Origin of the sequence: Lysobacter spongiicola DSM 21749 (assembly GCF_900167055.1) — a bacterium.
GTDB classification, from domain to species: domain Bacteria; phylum Pseudomonadota; class Gammaproteobacteria; order Xanthomonadales; family Xanthomonadaceae; genus Novilysobacter; species Novilysobacter spongiicola.
Genome location: NZ_FUXP01000010.1, coordinates 55386 through 80176, shown reverse-complemented (window position 1 = coordinate 80176; position 24791 = coordinate 55386). Strand labels below are relative to the sequence as shown.

Annotated in this window: 20 protein-coding genes and 1 riboswitch; of the genes, 10 read left to right on the top strand and 10 right to left on the bottom strand. The window is 68.5% G+C overall.

The window, feature by feature from the left end; translation table 11 throughout:
* Positions 1 to 7 precede the first annotated feature (7 nt).
* Both B5D37_RS11570 and pyk read right to left on the bottom strand, forming a co-directional pair.
* Complete coding sequence (locus B5D37_RS11570; protein WP_078758889.1) at positions 8 to 1018, bottom strand: class I fructose-bisphosphate aldolase; 1011 nt, start codon at positions 1016 to 1018, stop codon at positions 8 to 10.
* A 99-nt stretch (positions 1019 to 1117) separates the two neighbouring features.
* Positions 1118 to 2584, bottom strand: coding sequence for a pyruvate kinase (gene pyk, locus B5D37_RS11565; protein WP_078758888.1), 1467 nt, complete (start codon positions 2582 to 2584; stop codon positions 1118 to 1120).
* A 70-nt stretch (positions 2585 to 2654) separates the two neighbouring features.
* On the opposite strand from pyk, the gene B5D37_RS11560 reads away from it, so the two are divergent.
* The gene (locus B5D37_RS11560; protein ID WP_078758887.1) at positions 2655 to 3260 is read left to right on the top strand and encodes a GNAT family N-acetyltransferase; all 606 of its coding nucleotides are present in this window, start codon (positions 2655 to 2657) and stop codon (positions 3258 to 3260) included.
* 124 nt (positions 3261 to 3384) lie between these two features.
* On the opposite strand, the gene B5D37_RS11555 is transcribed toward B5D37_RS11560, so the two are convergent.
* From B5D37_RS11555 to B5D37_RS11545, 3 genes are all read right to left on the bottom strand, one after another.
* Positions 3385 to 4569 (bottom strand): phosphoglycerate kinase, encoded by a 1185-nt coding sequence (locus B5D37_RS11555; RefSeq protein ID WP_078758886.1) that lies wholly within the window; start codon positions 4567 to 4569, stop codon positions 3385 to 3387.
* A 111-nt stretch (positions 4570 to 4680) separates the two neighbouring features.
* Entirely contained in the window at positions 4681 to 6063 is a 1383-nt protein-coding gene (locus tag B5D37_RS11550; protein ID WP_143814287.1) for a DUF3999 domain-containing protein, read from the bottom strand.
* Complete coding sequence (locus B5D37_RS11545) at positions 6060 to 8777, bottom strand: DUF2339 domain-containing protein (RefSeq protein ID WP_078758884.1); 2718 nt, start codon at positions 8775 to 8777, stop codon at positions 6060 to 6062. Before B5D37_RS11545 ends, B5D37_RS11550 begins: the two co-directional genes overlap by 4 nt.
* A 114-nt stretch (positions 8778 to 8891) precedes the next feature.
* Positions 8892 to 9106: riboswitch (cobalamin riboswitch) on the top strand.
* Positions 9107 to 9430: 324 nt separating this feature from the next.
* On the opposite strand from B5D37_RS11545, the gene B5D37_RS11540 reads away from it, so the two are divergent.
* Positions 9431 to 11797, top strand: coding sequence for a ribonucleoside-diphosphate reductase subunit alpha (locus tag B5D37_RS11540; RefSeq protein ID WP_143814293.1), 2367 nt, complete (start codon positions 9431 to 9433; stop codon positions 11795 to 11797).
* 143 nt (positions 11798 to 11940) lie between these two features.
* Positions 11941 to 12948 carry a ribonucleotide-diphosphate reductase subunit beta gene (locus B5D37_RS11535; RefSeq protein ID WP_078758882.1) on the top strand — a complete coding sequence of 336 codons (1008 nt, stop codon included), beginning with the start codon at positions 11941 to 11943 and terminating at the stop codon, positions 12946 to 12948.
* Between the two features lie 12 nt (positions 12949 to 12960).
* Here the strand turns inward: B5D37_RS11535 and B5D37_RS11530 are convergent, their stop codons facing one another.
* Both B5D37_RS11530 and azu read right to left on the bottom strand, forming a co-directional pair.
* Positions 12961 to 13374: a group III truncated hemoglobin gene (locus B5D37_RS11530; protein WP_078758881.1), complete on the bottom strand. Its 414-nt coding sequence runs from the start codon at positions 13372 to 13374 to the stop codon at positions 12961 to 12963.
* Between the two features lie 53 nt (positions 13375 to 13427).
* Complete coding sequence (gene azu / locus B5D37_RS11525) at positions 13428 to 13901, bottom strand: azurin (protein WP_327078555.1); 474 nt, start codon at positions 13899 to 13901, stop codon at positions 13428 to 13430.
* 124 nt (positions 13902 to 14025) lie between these two features.
* Here azu and fdxA point away from each other — a divergent pair, with 124 nt between their 5' ends.
* Positions 14026 to 14349, top strand: a complete 324-nt coding sequence (fdxA, locus tag B5D37_RS11520; protein WP_078758880.1) for a ferredoxin FdxA — start codon at positions 14026 to 14028, stop codon at positions 14347 to 14349.
* 104 nt (positions 14350 to 14453) lie between these two features.
* On the opposite strand, the gene gap is transcribed toward fdxA, so the two are convergent.
* Positions 14454 to 15455 (bottom strand): type I glyceraldehyde-3-phosphate dehydrogenase, encoded by a 1002-nt coding sequence (gap, locus tag B5D37_RS11515; RefSeq protein ID WP_078758879.1) that lies wholly within the window; start codon positions 15453 to 15455, stop codon positions 14454 to 14456.
* A gap of 176 nt (positions 15456 to 15631) precedes the next feature.
* Here gap and B5D37_RS11510 point away from each other — a divergent pair, with 176 nt between their 5' ends.
* Positions 15632 to 16252 (top strand): OmpW/AlkL family protein, encoded by a 621-nt coding sequence (locus B5D37_RS11510; protein ID WP_078758878.1) that lies wholly within the window; start codon positions 15632 to 15634, stop codon positions 16250 to 16252.
* 68 nt (positions 16253 to 16320) lie between these two features.
* The gene (locus tag B5D37_RS11505) at positions 16321 to 17106 is read left to right on the top strand and encodes a S1/P1 nuclease (protein ID WP_234987864.1); all 786 of its coding nucleotides are present in this window, start codon (positions 16321 to 16323) and stop codon (positions 17104 to 17106) included.
* 27 nt (positions 17107 to 17133) lie between these two features.
* Here the strand turns inward: B5D37_RS11505 and B5D37_RS11500 are convergent, their stop codons facing one another.
* Both B5D37_RS11500 and B5D37_RS11495 read right to left on the bottom strand, forming a co-directional pair.
* The gene (locus B5D37_RS11500) at positions 17134 to 18444 is read right to left on the bottom strand and encodes a TonB family protein (RefSeq protein WP_159447391.1); all 1311 of its coding nucleotides are present in this window, start codon (positions 18442 to 18444) and stop codon (positions 17134 to 17136) included.
* Positions 18431 to 18802 (bottom strand): BlaI/MecI/CopY family transcriptional regulator, encoded by a 372-nt coding sequence (locus B5D37_RS11495; RefSeq protein ID WP_078758875.1) that lies wholly within the window; start codon positions 18800 to 18802, stop codon positions 18431 to 18433. The genes B5D37_RS11500 and B5D37_RS11495 overlap by 14 nt, the downstream gene beginning before the upstream one ends.
* A 127-nt stretch (positions 18803 to 18929) precedes the next feature.
* Between B5D37_RS11495 and B5D37_RS11490 the strand changes: the two genes are divergently transcribed.
* From B5D37_RS11490 to B5D37_RS11475, 4 genes are all read left to right on the top strand, one after another.
* Positions 18930 to 20243 (top strand): diguanylate cyclase, encoded by a 1314-nt coding sequence (locus B5D37_RS11490; protein ID WP_078758874.1) that lies wholly within the window; start codon positions 18930 to 18932, stop codon positions 20241 to 20243.
* A gap of 67 nt (positions 20244 to 20310) precedes the next feature.
* Positions 20311 to 21540, top strand: coding sequence for a cyclic di-GMP phosphodiesterase (locus B5D37_RS11485; protein ID WP_078758873.1), 1230 nt, complete (start codon positions 20311 to 20313; stop codon positions 21538 to 21540).
* On the top strand, positions 21537 to 22781 hold the full coding sequence (locus tag B5D37_RS11480) for a putative bifunctional diguanylate cyclase/phosphodiesterase (RefSeq protein WP_078758872.1): 1245 nt from the start codon (positions 21537 to 21539) through the stop codon (positions 22779 to 22781). Before B5D37_RS11485 ends, B5D37_RS11480 begins: the two co-directional genes overlap by 4 nt.
* Positions 22782 to 22837: 56 nt before the next feature.
* Complete coding sequence (locus B5D37_RS11475; RefSeq protein WP_078758871.1) at positions 22838 to 24757, top strand: acetyl-CoA hydrolase/transferase C-terminal domain-containing protein; 1920 nt, start codon at positions 22838 to 22840, stop codon at positions 24755 to 24757.
* The last annotated feature ends 34 nt before the right edge of the window (positions 24758 to 24791 follow it).

Sequence of the window (24791 nt, the reverse complement as noted above, 5' to 3'; positions counted from 1 at the left end):
TCGTACATCAGCCGTTGGCCTTCCACTGGCCGAGCGCCGCCAGGCCGTTGTCGCGGGCGCGGGCGAACACCGTGTCCTGCGCCTTGCCGACGTTGCCGACCAGGTCTTCCGACCACAGCTTCAGCGCGGCGGACTGCATGGCGCGACCGTAGGAGAAGGACAGCGGCCACGGCTTGGCGCCCATGCGGTTCATCGCGTCGAGGTGGGCGGTCGCGTCCTCGTCGGACTGGCCACCGGACAGGAACACGATGCCCGGCAGGGTCGCCGGCACGGTCGCCTTCAGGCACTGCAGGGTTGCCGCGGCAACCTCCTCGACCGAAGCCTTCTCGCCGCTGGTGGAACCCGGCAGCACCATCGAAGCCTTCAGGATCGTGCCTTCCAGCATCACGTTGTGCTCGTACAGCGAGGCGAAAAGAGAGCGCAGCGTGACTTCGGTGACCTCATAGCAGGTGTCGATGTCGTGGTTGCCGTCCATGATGACTTCCGGCTCGACCATCGGCACCAGGCCCTGCTCCTGGCACAGCGCCGCATAGCGGGCCAGCGCATGGGCGTTGGCATCGATGCAGGTGCCCGACGGGGTGTCGTCGCTGATGTTGATCACCGCGCGCCACTTGGCGAAGCGGGCGCCGAGCTTGTAGTACTCCTCCAGGCGGGCGCGCAGGCCATCGAGGCCTTCGGTCACCACCTCACCCGGGAAGCCGGCGAGCGCATGGGTGCCCTTGTCGACCTTGATGCCCGGGATGATGCCGCTCTCGGTCATGACCTTCGTGAAGGGCACGCCGCCGGCGGTGGACTGGCGGAGGGTCTCGTCGAACAGGATCGCGCCGGAGATGTGCTCGCCCAGCTTCGGCGTCGTCAGCAGCATCTCGCGGTAGGCGCGCCGGTTCTCTTCGGTGCACTCGATGCCGACGCCGTCGAAACGCTTCTTGATGGTCGCATTGGACTCGTCGATCGCGATGATGCCCTTGCCAGCGGCCACCATGGCCTGGGCGGTTTCGGCAAGCTGTTCGATGCTCATGGATACGTCCTGCGGGAGCGAGAGGGAGCCGCTGATTATAGCCGCGGGCACACGTGCAGGCGACGTGGAGCGCGGCTTCGGCGGCCCCCGCCGGGGCTCCTACAGCTCCCCGAGCCCCTGGGCGGCTCCGCCGGCGCCGACCTGCAGCAGCCGCAGGGTGTTGGTGGCGCCGAGCTGGTCCATGTTGTCTCCGCTGGTAAAGACCAGCCGCTCGCCCTGTTCCAGCCAGCCGGATTCGAACAGGTGGCGGATCACGTCGCGCGCGGCGTCCTGGTTGCCGAGGCCGCGGCTGTCGAAGTCCATCGGCACCACGCTGCGCATCAGGGCCATCTGCCTGCGCGCCCCCGCGTGCCGCGACAGTGCGAACACCGGCGCGGGGGACCGGAAGCGCGACAGGAACCGGGCGGTGCCACCCGATTCGGTGAGCGCGACGATGGCCCGCACGCCGATGTGCTCGGACAGGAACATCGCCGCCATGGCGATCGCCTGGTCGGCGCGCTGCAGGTCGCGCGGGGCCTTCTCGAAATCGGTGTCGTGGTCGAACTGGCGCTCGGCGCCCAGGCAGATGCGGGCCATCGCCTCGACCGCTTTCACCGGGTAGCGACCGGCCGCGGATTCGGCCGACAGCATCACTGCGTCGGTGCCGTCGATCACGGCGTTGGCGACGTCCAGCACCTCGGCACGCGTCGGGATCGGGCTTTCCACCATCGACTGCAGCATCTGGGTGGCGGTAATCACCACCCGGTTCCGCGCCAGCGCCTCGCGGATGATCTTCTTCTGCAGGCCCGGCAGTTCGGCATCACCGATTTCCACGCCGAGGTCGCCGCGCGCCACCATCACCACGTCGCTGGCGTCGACGATCTCGGCCAGGTTCTCGATCGCCTCGGCACGTTCGATCTTTGACACCAGCGCGGCATTGCTGCCGGCCTCGCGCGCGACGCGGCGCGCCTCGTTCATGTCATCGGCGGTGCGGCAGAACGACACCGCGATGAAGTCCGCGTCCAGCCGGGCAGCGAGCTTGATCAGCTCGCGGTCGTGCCCGGTCAGCGCGCCGAGCGACAGGCCGCCGCCCTGCTTGTTCAGCCCCTTGCGGTCGGACAGCTCGCCATCGTTGAGCACGCGCGTGGAGATGCGCTCGCCCTCCACTGATTCGACCTTCAGTTGCACCATGCCGTCGTCCAGCAGTAGCACGTCGCCTTCGCCGACGTCGCCGGGCAGCCCGAGGTAGCTGACACCGACCTGCGTCTGCGTGCCCATCGGGGCGTCGGCACGGGCGAGCAGGTCGAAGCGCTCGCCCATGCGCAACTGGACCTTGCCCTGTTCAAAACGCTCGATGCGGATCTTCGGCCCCGGCAGGTCGGCGAGGATGCCGACTTCACGCCCCACCCGGCGGCCGGCCTCGCGCACCGCCTCGGCCCGCACCTCATGGGACGCGGCATCGCCATGGGAGAAGTTCAGCCGGACCACGTCCACCCCTGCCAGCAGCAGCGCATCGAGTACGCCGGGCGGGTCGCTGGCGGGCCCGAGGGTGGCCAGGATCTTGGTGCGACGTAGCGCAGCTGCCATGCCGGGTTTCCTCGTGTGAGACGATTCCGCGACGCTAGCACAGCCCGCCCACGCTCCGGATGGCATCACGATGTCCGCCCCGACCAAAGCCGATTTGCCCATCCGCCCTGCCCCTGCCGCCACCCGCGGCACGGCGCCACAGCCACCGCTGTTGACGGGCGAGCGCGTGGTGATCCGTGGGTTCCGCGAAGACGACCTCCCCGCCCTTTACGAGCTGCACAGCGACCCGGTGGCGATGCGGCACTGGAGCTTCCCGCCCTGGACCGACATCAGGCAGGCGGCGGGCTACTTCGCCGACGCACTGGCCGCGCGCGATCCCGACCGCATGCTGTGCTGGGTGATTACCCTGGCGGGCGAGGACCGGCTGATCGGGACCACGACGCTGTGCTCGATCGACCGCGCCCAGGGTCGGGCCGAGCTGGGCTATGCATTGGCGGTTCCGTACTGGGGCCAGGGTCTGGCCTTCGAGGCCACGCGGCTGGTGGTCGACCATGGCTTCCGCAAGCTCGGGCTGCGCCGCATCGAAGCCGACATCGATCCGCGCAATACCGGATCCTGCCGCCTCGCCGAGCGGCTGGGCTTCATCCGCGAAGGCATGCTCCGCGAGCGCTGGTGCGTTGGCGGCGAGATCTCCGACACCGCGCTCTACGGCTTGCTCGCCCGCGACTGGCGCTAGCTGTGTAGGAGCTGTAGGAGCGACGTCAGTCGCGACCGGGAAACCAGAGGAGGGACCGGCTGGCGGGTCGCGACTGACGTCGCTCCTACACAGCCGGTCGTTACGCTGGTTACGTGTTGGCGGATCAGCCGCGGGCAGCGAGTGCGGCGACGGCCGGCAACTCCTTGCCTTCCAGGAACTCCAGGAACGCGCCGCCACCGGTCGAGATGTAGGACACCCGGTCGGCGATGCCGTACTTGTCGACCGCTGCGAGGGTGTCGCCACCACCGGCGATGGAGAAGGCGTCGCTGTCGGCGATCGCCCGGGCGAGCACCTCGGTACCCTTGCCGAAGGCATCGAACTCGAACACGCCGACCGGCCCGTTCCAGACCACGGTTCCCGCGCTGCGCACGAGATCGGCATAACGCGCCGCCGTCTCCGGACCGATGTCGAGGATCATGTCGTCCGCGCCCACCGCATCGACCGGCTTCACCGTCGCCGGTGCATCCGCGGCGAAGGCCGGCGCCACCACCACGTCGGTCGGCACCGGGATGTCGGCGCCACGCGCCTTGGCCTCGGCCATGATCTTGCGCGCGGTGTCGACCAGGTCGGCCTCCACCAGCGACTTGCCGACGCCGTGGCCCATCGCGGCGATGAAGGTGTTGGCGATGCCGCCGCCGACGATCAGCTGGTCGACCTTGCCCGCCAGCGAGGACAACAGCTCCAGCTTGGTGCTGACCTTGGACCCGGCGACGATCGCCAGCAGCGGGCGTGCCGGCTCGTGCAGGGCCTTGCCCAGCGCATCGAGCTCGGCCATCAGCAGCGGGCCGCCCGCGGCGACCTTGGCCTGCCGGATCACGCCGTGGGTCGATGCCTGTGCACGGTGCGCGGTGCCGAAGGCATCCATGACGAACACGTCGCACAATGCGGCGTAGGCCTTGGCGAGCGCCTCGTCGTCCTTCTTCTCGCCCGCGTTCATGCGGCAGTTCTCCAGCAGCACCAGCTGGCCGGGGGCCACGTCGACGCCGCCGACCCAGTCCTTGACCAGCGGCACTTCGATGCCGAGCAGTTCCGACAGGCGATCAGCCACCGGCTGCAGCGAATCGTGCTCGTTCCAGACGCCCTCGCTGGGGCGGCCCAGGTGCGACATCACCATCACCGCGGCGCCCTGCTCCAGCGCCAGCTTGAGCGTCGGCAGCGCGGCATCGATGCGCTGGCTGGAGGTGATGCGCGCACCGCCGCCGGTCCGCTCGATCGGCACGTTCAGGTCCTCGCGGATCAGTACGCGCTTGCCCTTGAGGTCGAGATCGGTCATGCGGAGGATGGGCACGGTGGTGGCTCCTGGAATGTCGAAAGGGGGACGGCCGACGGATCAGCCGGCCCCGACATTGTCCCCGGCCCCGGGCTCCAGTGGAACCGCCATGGGAGCCGGCCGGGTGGGTCAGCCCCCTACGGGGGTGCGCCGGAGCAGCGACAGGGCGAGGCCTCCCACCACCAGCGCACCCAGCACCAGTACGAACCACAGCGACCAGGAACGCCAGTCCCGCTCCGGCGGCGCCGGCTGCAGCGCCGCGTCGCCGGCCAGCTCCCGTGCCTCGCCCAGTGACGCGGCCGCCGGTTGCCAGTCCTCACCATGGCGCGCCCTCAATGCGTCCACCAGGGCCCGCACCGGATACTCAGCGCGCCGCGTGCGGGCGCTGCCGGCGACCAGCCGGTACGGCGGCGTGCCCTGGGCGACGAACACGATGGATTCGGGCCGGTAGCCGAGGCGCAGCGCCGGTGGTTCACCGGTGCCGTCTTCGCTGGAAAGCCGCCATGACCGGTCGCGCACGGACTGGCCCAGTACCCGTGGCGCGGACATGTCCCCGGCATCGACGCGGTAGGCCAGCCACGGGCCGGCCCGCAGGCGCCACGGCGCATCGCCCTGCTCCCGGCTTTCCAGGCGCCAGTGCGCGGCATGGGCGCCTTCCAGCGACAAGTCGGCGAGCGACGCCGGAATTCGCGCGGGCAATGTGTAGAGCCACTCGCCTTCGGTGCCCGCGGCAGGCGAAAGCGACATCCAGCGCGCGGGGGGGCTGGCGACATTCGTGGCCGGCACCGCCTTGACGCCCGACAGTTCCAGCCCGGGCCCGGCTGCCAGCGGTACCAGCCGCAGGTAATCCATCGAGCGCGGGAGATCGATCCGGCGCTGTTGCAGTCGCCGCCCATCGCGCTGGAGGTCCAGCAGCCGGACGCTCGGCACCAGCACCTCCCAATGGTTGAGGTCGTCGCTGCCTTCGACCCGGTAGGGCGAGTCGAGCGGCCCCTCGTGGGCATCCCACTCCAGTTCCAGTGCGGCCACGTCCGGGGCCCGAGGGTCCTGTCCCGGCAGCCTGGCATCCAGCAGCCACGCACTGCTGCCATCGCCTGGCGACTGCACCTCTCCCACCAGCAGCTCGACCACGTCGCCGGCACCGTCTCGCCGGGCGCGTACACGCAGGCCATCCAGCGACGGCTGCCCACCGGAGAAATCAACCGGCCCCAGATCGAAAAAGGGAATGTCGAGACGGCCCGGCTCCCGGGCCGGCACTGCCTCCGTCGCGAACAGTGCCGAGGGCACCGGGCTGCCGTCACTGTCCAGGATTTCCAGGTCGCGTGCATCGTGCCGCGTGACCTGTTCGTACACCTCCTCCGGCAGCTCCACCCGATAGGCGCCGCCGGTCTCGCCGACCGGCAGCTTCACGGGCCACTCCATCGCGTACTGGGCGGTGGCCTCGCGCGGAAGTTCCGCCAGCGCCGGCAGGCAGGCCAGCAGCAGCGCCGGCACGATCAGCCACGGCTTCATGCCGACTCCCCCACCGGTGTGGCCGCCGGCGGCTCCGTGTCGGCGCCTGCCGCCTTGGGCGGTGCCGGGGCGATGTAGCCCACGACGGTGCACAGCACGCCATAGGCCAGGAAGGACAGGATGCCGAACAGGTTGCCAAGGTGTTGGCGGTCGATGAGCACCAGCTTGGCCAGCACCACCGCCATCAGCACCGCGCCTGCCAGCCACAGCGCGCGATGGCCACGCCGGGAGCCGATGATCCAGCCGATCACCCCCAGCACGCTCCACAGCACCGTCAGGCTGGTCTGCACCACGCTCTCGCGGAACATCATCGCGTCCCAGGGCACCTGACCCCACTGATGGGTGGCCCGCAGTGTCACGGCGCTGGCCAGCAGGAACCCGGCGCCGGCCAACCAGACCGGCCGGTGCGTGCGCAGGGCATCCGGCGCCAGCGTCGAAGCGGCCCAGAGGCCGAGCAGGACCACCGCCGCCAGTTGCACCAGCTCCAGCGGGTTCAGCACCGGAATCCACGGCAGGGGCGCGCTGCCGCCTTCGGCGAAGAGGGCAAGCAACCACCCGCCTGCGAGCACCACGACGACACTGCCCTGCAGCAGCTGGCGCCAGTCGCCGAAACGGGCGGCAACCGGAGCCCCCACGCGGGCGGGGTGCCACTGGACCAGCGCCATCATTGCCAGCACCGGCAGCGCGAACGCCGCAATGCGCCAGCCATGCGCGAGCCCTGCCTGCGTGGTGAGGTAGGACAGGCCGAACGCCGCCGCTGCCGTCCAGGCCCACAGCCAAGCGCCATGTGCCAGCGTCAGAACGTTGGACGGATCCCGGCGGAGCGACGCCAGGCCGTACCAGCCAGCAAGCGCATAGGCACCCCAGGCGAACACGCCGTAGCCGGCGAAGGGATGTCCGGCGTCGACCGCCTGCATCCACGCCAGCGGCAGGGCGAGTGCGAGGGTGGCTGCCACCGTCCATGCCAGTGCAGGCGCCGGCCAGCGACGATGCGCATGGGCCGCGATCGCCGCCGTCAGGCCGAGGAATGCCAGCCATGCATGGGCACCCGAGGCCAACGGCACGAACGATTCGATCTCCGCCCCCGCATTGCCCAGCCACCACGCCAAAGCCCACGCATAGAAGCCGAGCGCCAGCCGGGTCGAGCCGTTGCGCTGGTAGCTCCAGGCGGTCGCAAAGCCGGCTAGCGAGATCAGCGCCGCCCCCATCGCCCACGCATTGGCCACCGGCCGGGCCGCCAGAGCCGAAGGCTCATCCAGCCCGATGAAGAAGGCGACTGCCGCCATCACCTGCAGCACAGCGCCCGCCAGTTGCGGCAGGCGCCTCTCCTGGCGCAATCCGAGCCAGACCAGCGCCGCGCCCTCAAGCGCGAACACGCTGGCGGTCGCCTTGGCCGACAACGCCAGCGGCACTGCGAGGGTCGCGAAGCCGACTGCGAGCACCGCGTGCGACGTGGCGAGCAGGCCAAAGCGTTCGCGTCCGCGCAGCCACCATGCCAATGCGGCGTAGAGGGCCCCGAGGCCGAGCGCGCAGAAGGCCAGCGGCATGCGGTCGCCTTCCAGCAGCCCCGCCTGGAGCGAGAACGCGACCAGCGGCGTGCCGAACACCAGCGAACCATCGACCACGCCCCGCTTCGCGCCGCCGCGGCGCCACGCGTAAAGGATCGGGATCAACAGGTAGAGCACGAAGAACAGTGCGAGGAACGGCTGTGTCGTCGCGAAGTCCGCGCTGTCATAGCGCGCAGCGCCCCACGCGGCGCCGATGCCGAAGGTGAAGCCGAAACCCATCAGGTTCAGCACGCGCCACGGCCGCCACCACGCAACCGCGAAGATGCCCAGGTTGAGCAGCGCGTAGTAGCCGAACAGGGCGACGTGGTTGCCGCTGCCGGTGGACAACCAGATGGGCGCCAGGAAGCCGGCGAGGATGCCGAGCACCGCCAGTGCGATGGCGTCCTGCCGTACCGCCAGCACACCCAGCCCGGCCACGAGCACCACGCTCAGGCCGAATGCCGCACCGATCGGCATCAGGCCGTACATCTTCGCCGCCGCGAAGACCACCAGAAGCAGTACGCCGACGGCGCCACCCTGCAACGCGAGTGCAAAGTTGCGCCGGGGGATGCGCTGGCGCCAGCCGAGCACCAGCCCAGCGATCGCCGCCAGCGCGACACCCGCCAGGCGCAGCTCGATCGGAAAGGTCATCCAACCCTGGTCGGATGCGTGCTTCAGCAGTGCGGCGACACCGGCGAACAACACCAGCATCCCCACCTTGACCGGCACGTTGCCCTCCGTGAACCAGCGACGCACCGTGCCAGCTGCCACCTCCAGCGGCGATGGCCGGACGGGACCGGGCTTCGCGAAGGCGGATGGCGCGGCGGATGCCGACCTGGCCGCGACGGGCGCAGCCGGCGACGGAGACGGAGACGGAGACGGGGATGTGTGCGGCACCGGCCGGTCTGCAGGCGGGTGTGCCGCCGGCGGGGGTGGAGCCGGCCGCGCCGCGTCCACCTCCGGGGCTTGCGCCGGACGTGCCTGTGGCGCGGGCGCCGGCTGTCGCGCCGGCTCCTGCCGTGCAGCGGAGGCGGCCGCCAGCTTCGCGACCTGCGACTCGAGTTCGGCCACGCGGCCCTTCAGGCTGCTGACCATCACCAGTGCGACGATCGCCAGCACCGGCACCGCCAGCACCGCGAGCAGCACCAGAACGAACACGCTTTCCATACGGCTGTCCCCGACTCCCCCTGTCTGCGCGGAAGACTACAGCACTCGCGCTCGTAATTTGGCGGCCTGCACCCACGCAACCCCATATATGGCGTTGACGAACCATCAGAACCACCCTATGTTGTGTCCGTCGGTGCCAACCACCCGGTTGGCTTTGAAAGGGAAGCCGGTGCGGACCATGTCCAATGCCGGCGCTGCCCCGCAGCGGTAGCGGAAACGATCGCCGTCATTGCACTGGGTCCAACCACCCGGGAAGCGACGGCCAGTAGGAGGACCGGTCCATGGTCCGCGTCCGGAGCCCGAAGACCTGCCGACACCCGCGCGAAGCACACCGCGCGGCGAACGGCCAAGGGAGTCGCAAGGCTCCCGCGCCCGCGGGGGCGTGGCCGTACCGTCGAAGCCGCCATTGCGGCAGGCGTCGGTGCGCGCGTACCCGTGCGCCGCCTTCGAGGGGAGGACGGCGAAACGTGCGCCATCGCACCGGAGTCGACATGACCACCCAGACCCCCGCCGCACCTTCGCGGACCACCACCGCCACGCCCGTTGCCCGCCAGGACGACACCAGCGGCACCGCCGCGGCCACTCCACCCGACCTTGCCGCGCCCGGCGAAGCGATCACCTTCAAGCTCACTCCGCCTGCCGCCACGCTGGGCATGACGGTCACCAAGCGCAACGGCGGAAGGGAGCCGGTCGACCTCGACAAGATCGTCCGCGCGATCACGCGCTGCAGCGGCGACCTGCATGCCATCGACCCGATGCGCGTCGCCACCCGCACCATCTCCGGCCTTTACGACGGCGCCAGCACCCGCGAGCTCGACGAACTTTCGATCCGGACCGCCGCGCTGTTGACGGCGGAGGAGCCGGAGTACGGCCGGCTGGCCGCGCGGTTGCTGGCTGGCGTGATCGACAAGGAGGTGGTGGCGAGCGACGTCAACGCCTTCTCGCAGTCTGTCCAGCGCGGGTACGACCTCGGCCTGATCAACGAGCGCCTGGTGGGGTTCGTGCAATCCAACGCGCGCAAGCTCAACGATGCCATCGACAACGGACTCAACCATCGCTTCGACTACTTCGGCCTGCGCACGCTCTACGACCGCTACCTGCTGCGCCACCCGACGGCCCGCACCGTCATCGAGACCCCGCAGCAGTTCTTCATGCGCATCGCCTGCGCGCTGAGCCCCGACGTTGCCGATGCCCTGGCGCTCTACCGGCGCATGGCGCAACTCGATTACCTGCCCAGCTCCCCCACCCTGTTCAACGCCGGCACCACTCACGAGCAGCTCTCGAGCTGCTTCCTCCTGGACTCGCCGGAGGACTCGCTGGAGGGGATCTACCAGCGCTACATGGACGTCGCCAAGCTGAGCAAGTTCAGCGGCGGCATCGGCCTGGCCTACACCCGCATCCGTTCGCGCGGATCGCTGATCCGCTCGACCAACGGCCTGTCCAACGGCATCGTGCCGTGGCTGAAGACGCTGGATGCATCAGTCGCCGCCGTGAACCAGGGCGGCAAGCGCAAGGGCGCGGCATGCGTGTACCTGGAGCCATGGCACGCCGACGTGGAGGCCTTCCTGGAACTGCGCGACAACACCGGCGACGAAGCCAGCCGCACCCACAACCTCAACCTGGCCAACTGGATCCCGGACGAGTTCATGCGCCGGGTGGAGGCGGATGCACCGTGGTCGCTGTTCGATCCGCACCGGGTGCCGCAATTGACCGACCTGTTCGGCCCGGCATTCGATCGCGCCTACGCCGCTGCCGAAGCCGCCGGCCTGGCGACGCGCCAGGTGCCGGCACGCGACCTCTACGCCCGCATGATGCGCACCCTGGCCCAGACCGGCAACGGCTGGATGAACTTCAAGGACAAGTGCAACCTGGCCTGCAACCAGACCGCGCGCGACGGCAACGTGGTGCATCTGTCAAACCTGTGCACCGAGATCGTGGAGGTGACCTCCGCCGACGAGACCGCGGTCTGCAACCTCGGCTCGATCAACCTGTCCCACCACGTGGAGATGTTCGCCGACGGCCCGCTGCACGGCCAGCCGGGCCGGTTCGACTTCGAGCGGCTGGCGGAAACGGTCCGGCTTGCAGTCAGGCAGCTCGACCGCGTCATCGACCTCAACTTCTACCCGATCGAGAGCGCGCGGCGCGGCAACCTGCGCTGGCGGCCGGTGGGGCTGGGCGCGATGGGCCTGCAGGACGTGTTCTTCAAGCTGCGCATGCCCTTCGATTCCGAACCCGCGCGCCAGCTGTCGCGCGACATCGCCGAGGCGATCTACTTCCATGCGCTGTCGGCCTCGGTGGAGCTGGCGATCGAACAGGGACGCCACCCCGCTTTCGAAGACACGCGCGCCTCCCACGGCGAGCTGCAGTTCCAGGCGTGGGGCGTGGAGCCCAACGACCCCGACCGATGGGACGAACTGCGGGCGCGCATCATGGATCACGGGCTGCGCAACTCCCTGCTGGTGGCGATCGCACCCACCGCCACCATCGCCTCCATCGCCGGCTGCTACGAGTGCATCGAGCCGCAGGTCAGCAACCTGTTCAAGCGCGAAACCCTGTCCGGCGATTTCCTGGTGGTCAACCGCTACCTGGTGGAAGAGCTCAAGACGCTGGGACTGTGGACACCGGAGCTGCGCGACGCGATCAAGCGGGCCGACGGCTCCATCCAGGGCATCGACGAGGTGCCGGAGACCCTGCGCGGGATCTACCGCACGGCCTGGGAGCTGCCGATGCGGGCGCTGATCGACATGGCGGCCGACCGTGGTGCCTTCATCGACCAGAGCCAGTCGCTCAACCTGTTCATCGAGAACCCGAACATCGGCCAGCTGTCGTCGATGTACATGTACGCGTGGAAGAAGGGCCTGAAGACGACGTACTACCTGCGCTCGCGACCGGCGACCCGCATCGCCAAGGCCACGGTCGGCGAAGCCGCCGCCAGCGCCCCGGCTCCGGCGGCGACGTCTCCCGCCGAGGCCATCGCCTGTTCGCTGGAAAACCCCGAAAGCTGCGAAGCCTGCCAGTAGCCGCCGCGCGACACCGATCCCTGTAGGAGCGACGTGAGTCGCGACCGCAGAGATCGGTAATGCCTGCGCGGTCGCGACTCACGTCGCTCCTACACCCGCAGGAAGTCCCGTGGCGGGTACCCGCCCCGATACAAGGAACCGACATGAACACCCACCTGCTCGACCCCGGCTTCGACCTCACCCTGCGGCCGATGCGCTACCCGCAGTTCTACGACATGTACCGCGACGCGATCCGCAATACCTGGACGGTGGAGGAGGTCGACTTCTCCAGCGACCTCAACGATCTTTCACGCAAGCTCGGCCCCGCCGAGCGCCACCTGGTCGAACGGCTGGTCGCCTTCTTCGCCACCGGCGATTCCATCGTCGCCAACAACCTGGTGCTCAACCTCTACCAGCACATCAATGCGCCCGAAGCGCGCATGTACCTGTCGCGGCAGCTCTACGAGGAAGCGCTGCACGTGCAGTTCTACCTCACCCTGCTCGACACCTACCTGCCCGACCCGGTCGAGCGGGCCAAGGCCTTCGCGGCGGTGGAGAATATCCCTTCGATCCGCGCGAAGGCGGACTTCTGCTTCCGCTGGATGGACTCGATCCAGCACCTGCGCCGGGTGGAGACGCGCGAAGACCGCCGGCAGTTCCTGCTCAACCTGGTCTGCTTCGCGGCCTGCATCGAGGGCCTGTTCTTCTTCGCCGCCTTTGCCTACGTGTATTACCTGCGTTCGCGCGGCCTGTTGCATGGGCTGGCGGCGGGCACCAACTGGGTATTCCGCGACGAGAGTTGTCACATGGCCTTCGCCTTCGAAGTCATCGCCACCGTGCGCAAGGAGGAGCCGGACCTGTTCGACGACGAGCTCCAGGCGGACATCGTGCGCATGATCGAGGACGCGGTGGAGTGCGAGATGGCCTTCGCCGAAGACGTGCTGTCCGGCGGCGTTGCCGGACTGTCCCCCCGGGACATGCGCCAGTACCTGCAGTACTGCGCCGACCAGCGCCTGGTCCGCCTGGGCATGCAGCGCCACTTCGGCTCGACCAATCCCTTCGGCTTCATGGACCTGCAGGACGTGCAGGAAGTGACCAACTTCTTCGAGCGCCGCGTATCGGCCTACCAGGTGGGGGTACAGGGCGAGGTGGCCTTCGATGCCGCCTTCTGAACCGGGGCGGGCCTATTCCCCGACGACCGGCAGGCCAAGGCCACGGCTGCCGTCGTTCAGGCCCAGGCCGTAGCGCAGGCTGGCGCCGATGCGGTCTGCATAGTCGCCCATGCGATCGGCCTGGGTCGCCGGCAGCACCTCGTGCGCGGTCTGCTTCCAGAGCGCCAGCCAGTGTTCGAAGTGTTCGGCCCGGATGGGGTGGCCACGGTGCTTGCCCATTGGATTGCCGCGATAGCTGCGGGTACCCAGTGCGACCGACGACCAGAACGAAGTCAGCAGTTGTTTGTGCTCGTCCCAGTCGTCCACCGCCGGGTTGAACACCGGCCCCAGCATCTGGTCCCTCCGTACCTTTTCGTAGAAGCGGTCCACCAGCCGCGCGATCTGCTGCTGGTCGAGTGGGTCCGTTGGCGGGGGCTGGTCGGTCATGGGGAATCCAAAAGAAAAGGGGCGGCCACTGGCCGCCCCTTCGACATGGAGGCTTACTTGCCGAGGGTCAAGCTGCCCTTCATCAGTGCCACGTGGCCCGGGAACGAGCAGAAGAAGGTGTAGTCTTCGCCCGCCTTCAGCTTGGACACCGGAATGGTGACGGTAGTGGACTCGCCGCCGCCGATCAGCTTGCTGGCGGCGATGACGCGGGCATCGCCCGCCTTGACGTAGTTGGCGTCGGCGCCGGCCTTCATGCCGTCGGCATTCACCGCGTTGACGTCGGACGTCTTGGTGACCACGAAGTTGTGGCCCATCACGTTCTTGGCCAGCTTGCCGGTGTGCTTCAGGGTGACGGTGTATTCCTTGCAGGAGGCAGGAATCGTCATGCTCTTGGTGGTGAACTGCATGGCGTCGGTGCTTTCGACGGTGGCCTTGCATTCGGCCGCCATGGCGGGGGCTGCGAAGGCGCCGGCGATGCCGAGCAGGGCGATGGCGGACAGTTGGCGGATCATCTTGGTTGGCTCCATTGGGGTTTTCTTCGGGGGTCATTCTGCTCACCGGGGGCGGGGTCCGCCTTGATCCAGATCAGTGATCGGGCCGTGGAGCTGAACGCAAGATGCACGTGTCCAGCACCGCCCTGGAGGAAACCGAATGACCCACGTCGTCACCGAGAACTGCATCAAGTGCAAGCACACCGACTGCGTGGAGGTGTGCCCGGTCGACTGTTTCCACGAAGGGCCGAACTTCCTGGTGATCGACCCGGTGGAGTGCATCGACTGCACCTTGTGTGTCGACGAATGTCCGGTTGGCGCGATCTATGCCGAGGATGACGTGCCGGCGGGCCAGGAGCCATTCCTCGCCCTCAACGCCGAGCTGGCACCGCAGTGGCCCGTGCTGGACAAGCGCAAACCCGCACTGCCCGACGCCGCAGAGTGGGACGGCGTCCCGGACAAGCTGAAGCTGCTGGAGCGCTGAGCACACCGGTACACGCCGTTGAAGAGCGGTCGATCCGGGAAAACGCGCACCCATGAAAAAGGCCGGGGATCTCCCGGCCTTTCTACATGCAAGTGGATGGGCGCCTACTTTGCGATCACCCGGGCCAGCTCCAGGCACTTGTTGGAGTAGCCCCACTCGTTGTCGTACCAGCTCACCAGTTTGACGAAGGTGCCGTCGAGCGCGATGCCGGCTTCCGCATCGAAGATCGATGTGCGAGCGTCGCCGCGGAAATCAGTCGCCACGACCTTGTCCTCGGTGTAGCCCAGGATGCCCTTGAGCGCGCCTTCGGACTGCGCCTTCATCTCCGCGCAGATCTCGGCGTAGCTCGCCTCCTTCACCAGCTCCACGGTCAGGTCGACCACCGAGACGTCGGAGGTCGGCACGCGGAAACTCATGCCGGTCAGCTTCTTGTCGAGCTCGGGGATCACCTTGCCGACCGCCTTGGCCGCACCGGTGCTCGACGGGATGATGTTCTCCAGGATGCCGCGGCCGCCGCGCCAGTCCTTGTTGGACGGGCCGTCGACGGTCTTCTGGGTGGCGGTGGCGGCGTGCACGGTGGTCATCAGGCCGCGCTTGATGCCCCACTTGTCGTTCAGCACCTTGGCCACCGGTGCCAGGCAATTGGTGGTGCAGGAGGCATTGGAGACGATCGCCTCGCCGGCGTACTTGTCGTGGTTGACGCCGAACACGAACATCGGGGTGTCGTCCTTCGACGGCGCCGACAGGATCACCTTCTTAGCGCCCGCGTCGATGTGCTTCTGCGCGGTTTCCTTGGTCAGGAACAGGCCGGTGGATTCGATCACTACGTCGGCGCCGACCTCGTCCCACTTCAGGTTGGCCGGGTCGCGCTCCTGGGTCAGGCGGATCTTCCTGCCGTTGACGACGAGGTTGCCACCTTCGACCGAGACGTCGCCCTTGAAGCGGCCGTGCACGGAGTCGTACTGCAGCATGTAGGCCAGGTAATCCGGCTCCAGCAGGTCGTTGATCGCGACCACTTCGATGTCGTTGCCGAAATTCTGGACGGCCGAACGCAGGACGTTGCGTCCGATGCGGCCGAAACCGTTGATACCAACCTTGATCGCCATTGCAGGGCTCCTGACGGGCGTGGGTGAAAGACCGCCATTTTAGCCCAACGGCGACGCCGGGGTTGCCCCGCCGCCACAACGTGAATCCGTTCCCGCCCGTATTGATCCGGCTCAAGGACAGGCGTCGGGGGCAGGCGGAGACTGTCCCTGTTCCCCCTCCAAGACACGAGGCATCCATGAAGTCCCGCACCACCCTGATCGCCCTGGCCGCCCTCCTCGGCGGATTCTCCGCTCCCGCCCTGGCACAGTCCGCAGGCGACTGGACCATCGGCCTGGGTGCCCACCAGGTCGATCCAAAATCCGGCAATGGCTCGCTTGTGAACGGCACCCTGGACCTGTCGGTCGAGGCCGATGCACGGCCGACCATCACCGCCGAGTACTTCATCCGCGACAACCTCGGCATCGAGGTGCTCGCCGCGCTTCCCTTCGAGCACGACATCTCGATCGACGGTCTCGGCACGGTCGGTTCCACCCGGCACCTGCCGCCGGTGGTCTCGCTGCAGTACCACTTCGGCAGCGACCGGGTCCGCCCGTTCGTGGGCGCCGGCGTCAACTACACGCACTTCTTCGAAGAGGAAGCCAGCGGCGCGTTGGCGGGTAGCCGCCTCGAGCTCGACGGGTCCTGGGGCCTGGCGGCGCATGCCGGCATCGACTTCAAGGTCGGCGGGAACGGCGCGATCCGCCTCGACGCCCGCTGGATCGACATCGACAGCGACGTCGAGCTGAATGGCGCCGCGATCGGCACCGCCAACATCGACCCGATGGTCTACGGCCTGGCCTACGTGTTCCAGCTCTGAGCCGCTACTGACGGCGACGACATTGCCCGGCTATCCTGCCGGGCATGTCACGTCCAATGATGCGGCCCGTGTTGGCCGCCCTCCTGCTGGTCCCTTCCGTCGCCTCCGCATGGGGGCCGCAGGGCCACCGCCTCGTCGCCCGCCTGGCCTGGACCGAACTCGATCCCGCCGCGCGCGCGCAGGTGCGGCAACTGCTGGCCGGAGAATCCGACCCGACCCTGCACGGCATCGCCAACTGGGCCGACCAGTTGCGCGAGCACGATCCCGACCTGGGACGGCGCAGCACCAAGTGGCACTACGTGAACATCGGCGAGCACGACTGCAGCTACGACACTGCCCGTGATTGCCCGCAGGACGATTGCGTGGTGGAAGCGATCCGCCAGCAGACCGGGATCCTCGCCGACACCTCACGCCCCGCGGCGGAGCGGCGCCAGGCCCTGAAGTTCGTGGTGCACTTCGTCGGCGATGTCCACCAGCCGCTCCACGCCGGGCATGCCCACGACAAGGGCGGCAATACCTTCCAGGTGAACCTGGACGGCGACGGCAGCAACCTGCACCGCCTGTGGGACAGCGGGCTGCTCAACACGGCAGGCCTCGACGACGACGCCTGGATGTCGCGCCTGCAGGACATGCCGCTGGCGGTCTCTGCCGGGGAGGGTCCGGCGGCCTGGGCCGAGGCATCGTGCCGGGTTGTGCTCGAGCCGGGCTTCTACCCGGCCGGGCCACGGATCGACGGCGACTACGTCACGACCTGGCTACCTGTCGCCCAGGCGCAACTGCGCCGCGGAGGGAGCCACCTGGCCGAGGTGCTGAACCAGGCGCTGGGGGCACAGGCGGACGACCCGCAGGGCTGATCGCCCGTCCGGCCCCATTCGGGGAAGTCAGTCCTGCTTCGCTTCCTGGCCGGGCGGAATCCGGAAATCCACCGGCACCCGCACCCGCCCCGGAACCGCCTTGCCGTCCTCCATCGGCGGATTGAAGCGCCAGCGTGAAGCGGCATCGAGCGCGGTCTGTTCGAACACACCCTCCGGCGTCGCACTCTCCACCACCACCCGTCCCGGCTTGCCATCGGGCTGGATGTCCACCACCAGCACCACCCGGCCTTCGATACCGGCCTGGTACGCACTCTCCGGATAGGCCGGCGGAGCACCGGGATACGGTGGTGGCGGCGCGGGTGGTGCCGCTGGCGTCGGTGGTGCGGGCATGTCCGCGGGAGCACGGGGTACCGGGGGTGTGGGCGGAGCCGGGGGTGCAGGCGGCTTCGACGGGGCGTCCAGCCCGATGGTTGCGCCCCCGCCACCGACGGGCGGCTGGGCCGCCCACGCCGCGTAGCCCATGGACAGCGACAGCGCACAGACCACCGCGCTGCCTCCGATCCAGCGATACCGCTTTGGAGCAGGTTTCCTGAGCATCTCGAGTCTCTCCTTCATCGGGTGGCCATGGCCCCAGTGACATCCCACCGGCAGCGGCTGCGCCGCCAGTTGGGTCTTCAACATCGCCTCGCCATAGGCGCGACGCGAAGCCGGTTGTCCGGCAAGTACGCGCAGGTCGCAGGACATCTCCTGGTCCTGCCGGAAGCAGCGCGAACCGAGGTGGACCAGCGGGTTGAACCAGAACAGGCACCTGAGCAGCGCCACCAGCGCGTTGGCCTGCAGGTCGCCGCGTGCCAGGTGGATGCGCTCGTGCTGCCGCAGCAGTTCCAGTTGTTCCGCGCTGTAGCGCTCCTGGAAGTCCGCCGGAAACACGATGAGTGGCCGCCACAGGCCGATGGCGGCTGGCAAGCCACGACAGGCCTCGGCCTTCACTACGCCCGGCGCGAGCGGCTGCAGCCGGCCGAGGCCCCGTCGGAACCGCCGCTGCAGCGCCGCAAAGGCACACATCGTCGCCAGCATCCCGGCAGCCCAACCGGCCAGAAGCGCGATGGTCAGCAACCCGTCATCGCCGGTAGCTCCGACGCTGGCGAGCGCCTGCTGCCTGACATCGGGCACCACCGCCAGCGAACCCACCTCCACCGTCGCCGCCGGCAGCAGCACCGCCAGCATCGCGACCGGTACCAGCAGCCATGACAGGTAAGCCACGCCGGCACCGAACGCGGCCCGGAGCGGGCGTCGCGCCAGCATCACCAGCGCGAGCGCCGCGCTCGACGAGAGGGTCAGCTCAACCAGGACTCCCAGCAGCTCACTCGCGTCCATCGTCGAGCTCCTCGACCAGCCTGCGCAGCTCGGCGACATCCGCCCGGCTCAGCTTCCGGTGCGAACTGAAGTGCGCGACCAGCGGCGCCACGCGGCCGTCGAACAGCCGCTGCAGCAGGCCCTCGCTCTCACCCAGCATCCATTGACTGCGCTCCAGGACGGGCGAGTACAGGTAGCGCCGTCCCTGCCGCTCGGCCTGGATCGCCCCCTTGTTCAGCAGCCGGCCGAGCAGGGTCTTGATGGTGGCGGCTTGCCATTCGCGCTCGCCTTCCAGCGCGGCGACCACCTCCTCGGCGGACATCGGGCTCCGGGTCCACAAGACCTGCATCACGACGGATTCGGCTTCACTGATCTGCATGTTTACACCTGTAGTTTCATCTCCAGGTTACACCTGTAATCGAAGCTGTCAAGCGACCGGCCGCTCAAGACGGGCGCGTTCCTGCCGATACGACGGATGCTCCCTCCGCCCGGCCTGTCCCGCCCGCATGACTCCCGACCCGCTTGCGATCCGCTTCCAGCCGACCATCGCGCCTGCCGACGGTCGCGTACTGCTGATCGAGAACTCCCGTTCCTACGCGGCCCTGCTGGCAGCGGAACTGCGCGAGCAACTCGGGATCGGGGTGGTCATCGCGGCCTCGCTGCGGGAAGCGCAGCAACGCCTGGCCGAGGACGATGACTACTTCCTGGCGCTCACCGGGCTGGTGCTCCCGGACGCGGGTGCGGAGCTGATCACCGATACCCTGGCCCGTGCAGGCATCCCTATGGTCGTGGCCACCGGCGTCTACGACGAGGCCATCCGCTCGAGCATGGCGGACCTGCCGATCATCGACTACGTCCTGAAGGAAGCCCCGGGCACCATCGACTACCTCGTGTGGCTGGTCCGCAGGCTGCATCGCAACCGCACCATCACCGCCATGGTGGTCGACCACTCCCTGTCGGCCCGCGCGCGCATCGCCGCCCAGTTGAAGCTGTACGGCTTCAGGGTGCTGCAGGCCGATGATGCGGCGAGCGGCCTGCTTGCCCTGGAGGAGGATCCCGCGATCCGGCTGGTCATCCTCGACCAGGACCTCGAGGCCGAAGGCGACGCGGGCGGCATCGGCTTCATCCGCCAGGCGCGCCGCACGCACCCCCGGGGCACCCTCTCGATCATCGGCACTTCGTCTTCGGCCGATCCGTCCAGCGTCGCGCGTTTCCTCAAGAACGGTGCCAACGACTTCCTCGAAAAGCCCTTCTCGCGGGAGGAGTTCTTCTGCCGGATATCCCAGAACATCGACAACCTCGAGCTCATCGGCACGCTGCAGGACCTCGCGACAAAAGACTACCTGACCGGCCTGCCGAACCGCCGACACTTCCTCGACAGGGCGGAGCGGATGCTGCGGGAGGACAAGGGGGCCGTGGCAATGGCAATGCTGGACGTCGACCACTTCAAGCACGTCAATGACACCCACGGCCACGAGGCCGGCGATGAAGCACTTCGCGCCGTCGCGGCCACCATTGCCGCCCATGCCCGGCCGAACGACGTGGCGGCGCGTTTCGGCGGAGAGGAGTTCTGCCTGCTCGCGCCCGGCCTGTCCGCCGAGGAGGCCGAAACGGGCTTCGAGCGCCTTCGCCAGGCCATAGCCGCATTGCGGATCCCGCTACGGAACCACACCCTGCAACTGACCATCAGCATCGGCGTCTGCCACCGCGGCGATGGCGACCTGCACGCCCTGGTCACCGAAGCGGACCGGCTGCTCTACCTCGCCAAGGCGCGGGGCCGCGACCGCGTGGTGTGCGAATCGCAGGAGGCCGTAGCGTGAACCGACAGATCGGCATCTATGGCCCGTCACCGGCTACCGGTATGCTGCTTTGGAGCCGAGGCCGCTGATGGGACTTGAAGAACACGAGATTCGCGTCGACCAGCTGACCCCGGGCATGTACGTGTGCCGGCTGGACCGGCCTTGGGAAGGCGCGCCGTTCTCGCTGCAGGGTTTCCTGGTCCACTCGGGGGAGCAACTGACCTGGTTGCGCGAGAACTGCCACCTGGTCTGGATCGACCTCGAGCGCGGCCTGGGCCCTGCCGACGCCAAGCCCCGCGGACGGCCGGCGGAAAGCCCTTCCACGCAGGCGCAGAAGCTGCTGGGCAGCGTGCGCCACGTCGACACCGCCACCTTCGACGAAGAGCTCCCGGCCGCGCGAAGGGCCATGGACGATGCCGCCCGGCTGACCTCGCGCATCCTCGACGACGTGCGCGATGGCGGAAAGCTGTCCATCGCCGAAGTTCGGGAAGCCGTGGTGCCGGTGGTGCAGAGCGTGCTGCGCAACGCCGACACGATGTTCTGGGTGAACGCGCTGCAGAAGCTCGACGGCTACGCCTACAGCCATGCCATCAACTGCAGCGCCCTGCTCGCCGCCTTCGGTCGCCACCTCGGCCTGCCTGCGGAGCTGCTGGTGGGGCTGGCCAGCGGGGGGCTGTTGCTGGACATCGGCAAGACCCGCCTGCCGGAATCGCTGCTGTGCCATCCCGGCCCGCTGGACCGCGAAGGCATGCTCCGGGCGCGCAGCCATGTCGAGCTCGGGGCGCGAATCCTCGACGGCTCCCAGGAGTACGCGGCCGAAGCGATGGAAGTCGTGCGGACCCACCATGAGCGCTGGGACGGCTCGGGCTACCCCGACCAGCTGATGGGTACGATGATCCCGCTCTACGGACGGATGGCGGCGATCATCGACAGTTTCGACGCGATGACCAGCCAGCGCCCGCACGCGCCCGCCATGGCGCGCCACGACGCCCTCCAGCAGATCTACCAGCAGCGCGACGTCCTCTACCAGGGCGAGCTCGTCGAGCAGTTCATCGGCTGCCTCGGCGTCTACCCGACCGGTTCGCTGGTCGAACTGAGCACGGGTGAGGTCGCGGTGGTGATGACCCAGAATCCCGCGCGGCGCCTGCGGCCACGGGTCATGGTGCTGACCGATGCCAAGAAGGTGCTCCGGGACCCGTTCGTGTCACTGGACCTGATGGCGCAGGTCGAGGGACTGCCCCTGTCGAAGCAGATCAACATCACCAAACCCCTGCCGATCGGCGCGCACGGGCTGGACCCGGCGGAGCTGTACCTGTGAACCGCGGCACGTTGGCGACCCGGCTGGATGAGTTGCTGGAAGCGAATCCCTGCGAAGAGGGCCGGACGATTGGCGTAATGCTGGTCCGGCTGCAACGCCTGCGGGAGTTCCGCCTGGTGTACGGTTTTGCCGCAGGCGATGCCGTGTCGTCGGCCGCATGCGAGGCGATGCGCGAGGCCCTGCGCCCCTCCGACGAGATCCACCGGATCAGCGAAGACGAGTTCGCGGTTCTCCTGCCCTGCCTGCGCGGCCGCAACCACGCCGCACTGGCCGGCAGTCGCGTGGTGCGGGCATTCGAGGCCCCCCTGCAACTGGGGCACCGGGCCGCGCTTGCGTCGGTGGCGGTCGGCATCAGCATCAGTCCGGAACACGGAGTGGATGCCGAATCGCTGCTGCGCCGGGCCGAACTCGCGTACGGCGAGGCCGCCCGCCACACCGAACGCAGTGTCGTCTATTCGGCCGAGAACGAACCGGTACTGGTCCCATACGAACTGCTGCGCGACGCGATCACCGGCAACCAGCTCGAGGTCTACCTGCAGCCGATCCTGGACCTGCGCCAGCACCGCCTCACCGGCGCCGAGGCCCTGTCGCGCTGGCATGACCCGCAACTGGGGCAGGTCTCACCCGACAACTTCATTGGCCTGGCCGAGGACACCGGCCTGATCTCCGACCTCACCCGCTGGAACCTCAACGCGAGCCTGCGCCACCTCGCGCGGGCGCGCAGGCAGGTGCCCGACATGAACCTGTCGGTGAACCTGTCGCCGCGGATGTTCGCCGAGCGCGACATCGCCGTGCAGATCGCTTCCGCCCTCGACGTCTGGGATGCCTCGCCGGAAGCCGTGACGCTGGAAGTGACGGAGAACGCGCTGATGGAGGACCCTGCGCTCAGCCTGCGGCTGCTCACCAGCCTGCGCGACCGCGGTTTCGGCATCTCGATCGACGACTTCGGGTCCGGCTATTCCTCCCTCGCCTACCTGAAGCAGTTCCCGGCCACCGAGCTCAAGATCGACCGCAGCTTCGTGATGGACATGCAGAGCGATGCGCGATCGGTGCAACTGGTCCGGTCGATGATCGACCTGGGGCACCACCTGCAGATGCACGTGGTCGCCGAGGGCGTCGAGGACGCCACCACCCTCGAACTGCTCACCCGCATGGGGTGCGACCGGGCACAGGGCTACCACATCCGCAGGCCGCAGCCTGCCGCCGATTTCGTGGCCTCGCTGGAGCCGCAGAACCGCTGAGCCGCCGCAGGTCGCCCGCAGGGCGGTGCGATAATCGGGGAATGGCCGGACCCGTAATGCTTGCAACCATCGACGAAGCCGTCGACTTCATCCTGGCGCGCTACGGGGGCGAACTGCACGTCGCGGCGCCGCTGGGCCTGGGCAAACCGCACCTGCTGTTGAACGCCCTGTTCCGCCGGATCGCCGCGGATGCTTCAAGGCCGCTCACGCTCTATACGGCGCTGTCGCTGGATCCCCCCGCCGCCGGCAAGGGCCTGGCGGCGCGCCTGCTGGGGCCATTCCTGGCCCGACACTTTGGCGATGACTTCCCGCGGCTCGAGTACGTCCCCGCGCTCAAGCGCGGCACCTTGCCGCGCCACATCCGGGTGGAGGAGTTCTACCTCCAGTCCGGCGCCTTGCTCGGCGTTCCACAGGCGCAGCAGGACTACGCCAGCCTGAACTACACCCACGTCGCCCGGGCCCTGGCCGATCGCGGGGTCGGCTTGATCGTACAGCGGGTCGCGCGCGAGCCGGGAGGGAACCGGCTATCACTGTCGTGCAATACCGACCTCACCTTCGACGCGATCGATGCGATCGTCGCGAGCGGGCGCCCGAGGCCACTGCTCGTCGCCGAAATCGATCCGCAGTTGCCGTGGCTGGACGGCACCGCGGCGGTCGATCCGGGCTTCTTCGATGCCGTGGTGGCGCCCCCGGGCCCCCACCCCAGGCTCTTTGCGCTCCCCCGCCAGCCGGTGGCGGCTGTCGACTATGCCATCGGCTTCCATGCCAGCACGCTGGTGGCGGACGGCGGTACCCTGCAGATCGGGATCGGAGCGTTGGCAGACGCTCTGTGCCACGCGCTCGCGCTGCGCCAAGTCCACAACGATGCCTACCACCGCGTGCTCCACGCATTGGGATCGCCCGCGGCCGGCGACCCGTCGCTGGCGCCGTTCGCGGAGGGCCTGTACGGCTGCAGCGAGATGCTCAACGAAGGCTTCCGGCGCCTGGTCCAGGTGGGGGTGATCCGGCGCAAGGTGCTCGAGGACGAAGCGGCCATGCAGCGCCTGGCCGATGGCAGCGCGGATGAAACGGACCACGCTCGCCTCGAGCGCGAAGGCCAGTTCCTGCATGGCGCCTTCTACCTCGGCTCGCCCGAGTTCTACGACTGGCTGCGCAACCTCGACGAAGACACCCGGCGCGCGATCGACATGCGCCGCGTCAGTTCGGTCAACGAACTGTACGGCGGCAATGAACGTCTGGAGCGGCTGCAACGCCGCGACGCACGCTTCTTCAACAGTTGCATGATGGCGACCGCCCTGGGCGCCGCCGTATCGGATGCGCTGGAGGACGGTCGGGTGGTCTCCGGGGTCGGCGGCCAGTACAACTTCGTCGCGATGGCGCACGCGCTACCCGGCGCACGCTCGGTGCTGATGCTGCGGGCCACGCGCGAAAGCGCCGGCCACATCACCTCCAACATCCTCTGGAACTACGGGCACGCCACCATTCCGCGCCACCTGCGCGATATCTACATCACCGAATACGGCGTCGCCGACCTGCGCGGAAAGCGCGATGCGGACTGCGTTACGGAGATGCTGCGCATCTGCGACGCGCGTTTCCAGCAGCCGCTGCTGGAGGAGGCCAAAGCCGCCGGGAAGGTGCCGCAAGGCAAGAGCATGGTCGCGACCACGGCATTGAATACCCCACAACGGTTGCGCGAAGCGCTCGCCCCCCTGCGCCGCGACGGCACCCTGCCCGATTACCCGCTGGGTAGCGATTTCACCCGGGAAGAAGAACGACTGGTCGCGGCCTTGGCCTGGCTGCAGTCCGCCACTGCGGGGCGGAGCGGAAAGCTGACGACCATCGTGCGGGCGCTGGTGTACCGGGAGGCAGCTCCTTCCGAGCTGCTCGTCCGCATGGACCTGCAACAACCGAAGGGCCTGGCAGAACGGCTGCAGGCCCGGTTGCTCGCGCTGGCATTGCGCGAGACCCGGGAGTAGCGGCGGTCTGAGGAGCGAAGACCTGTGCAATGGC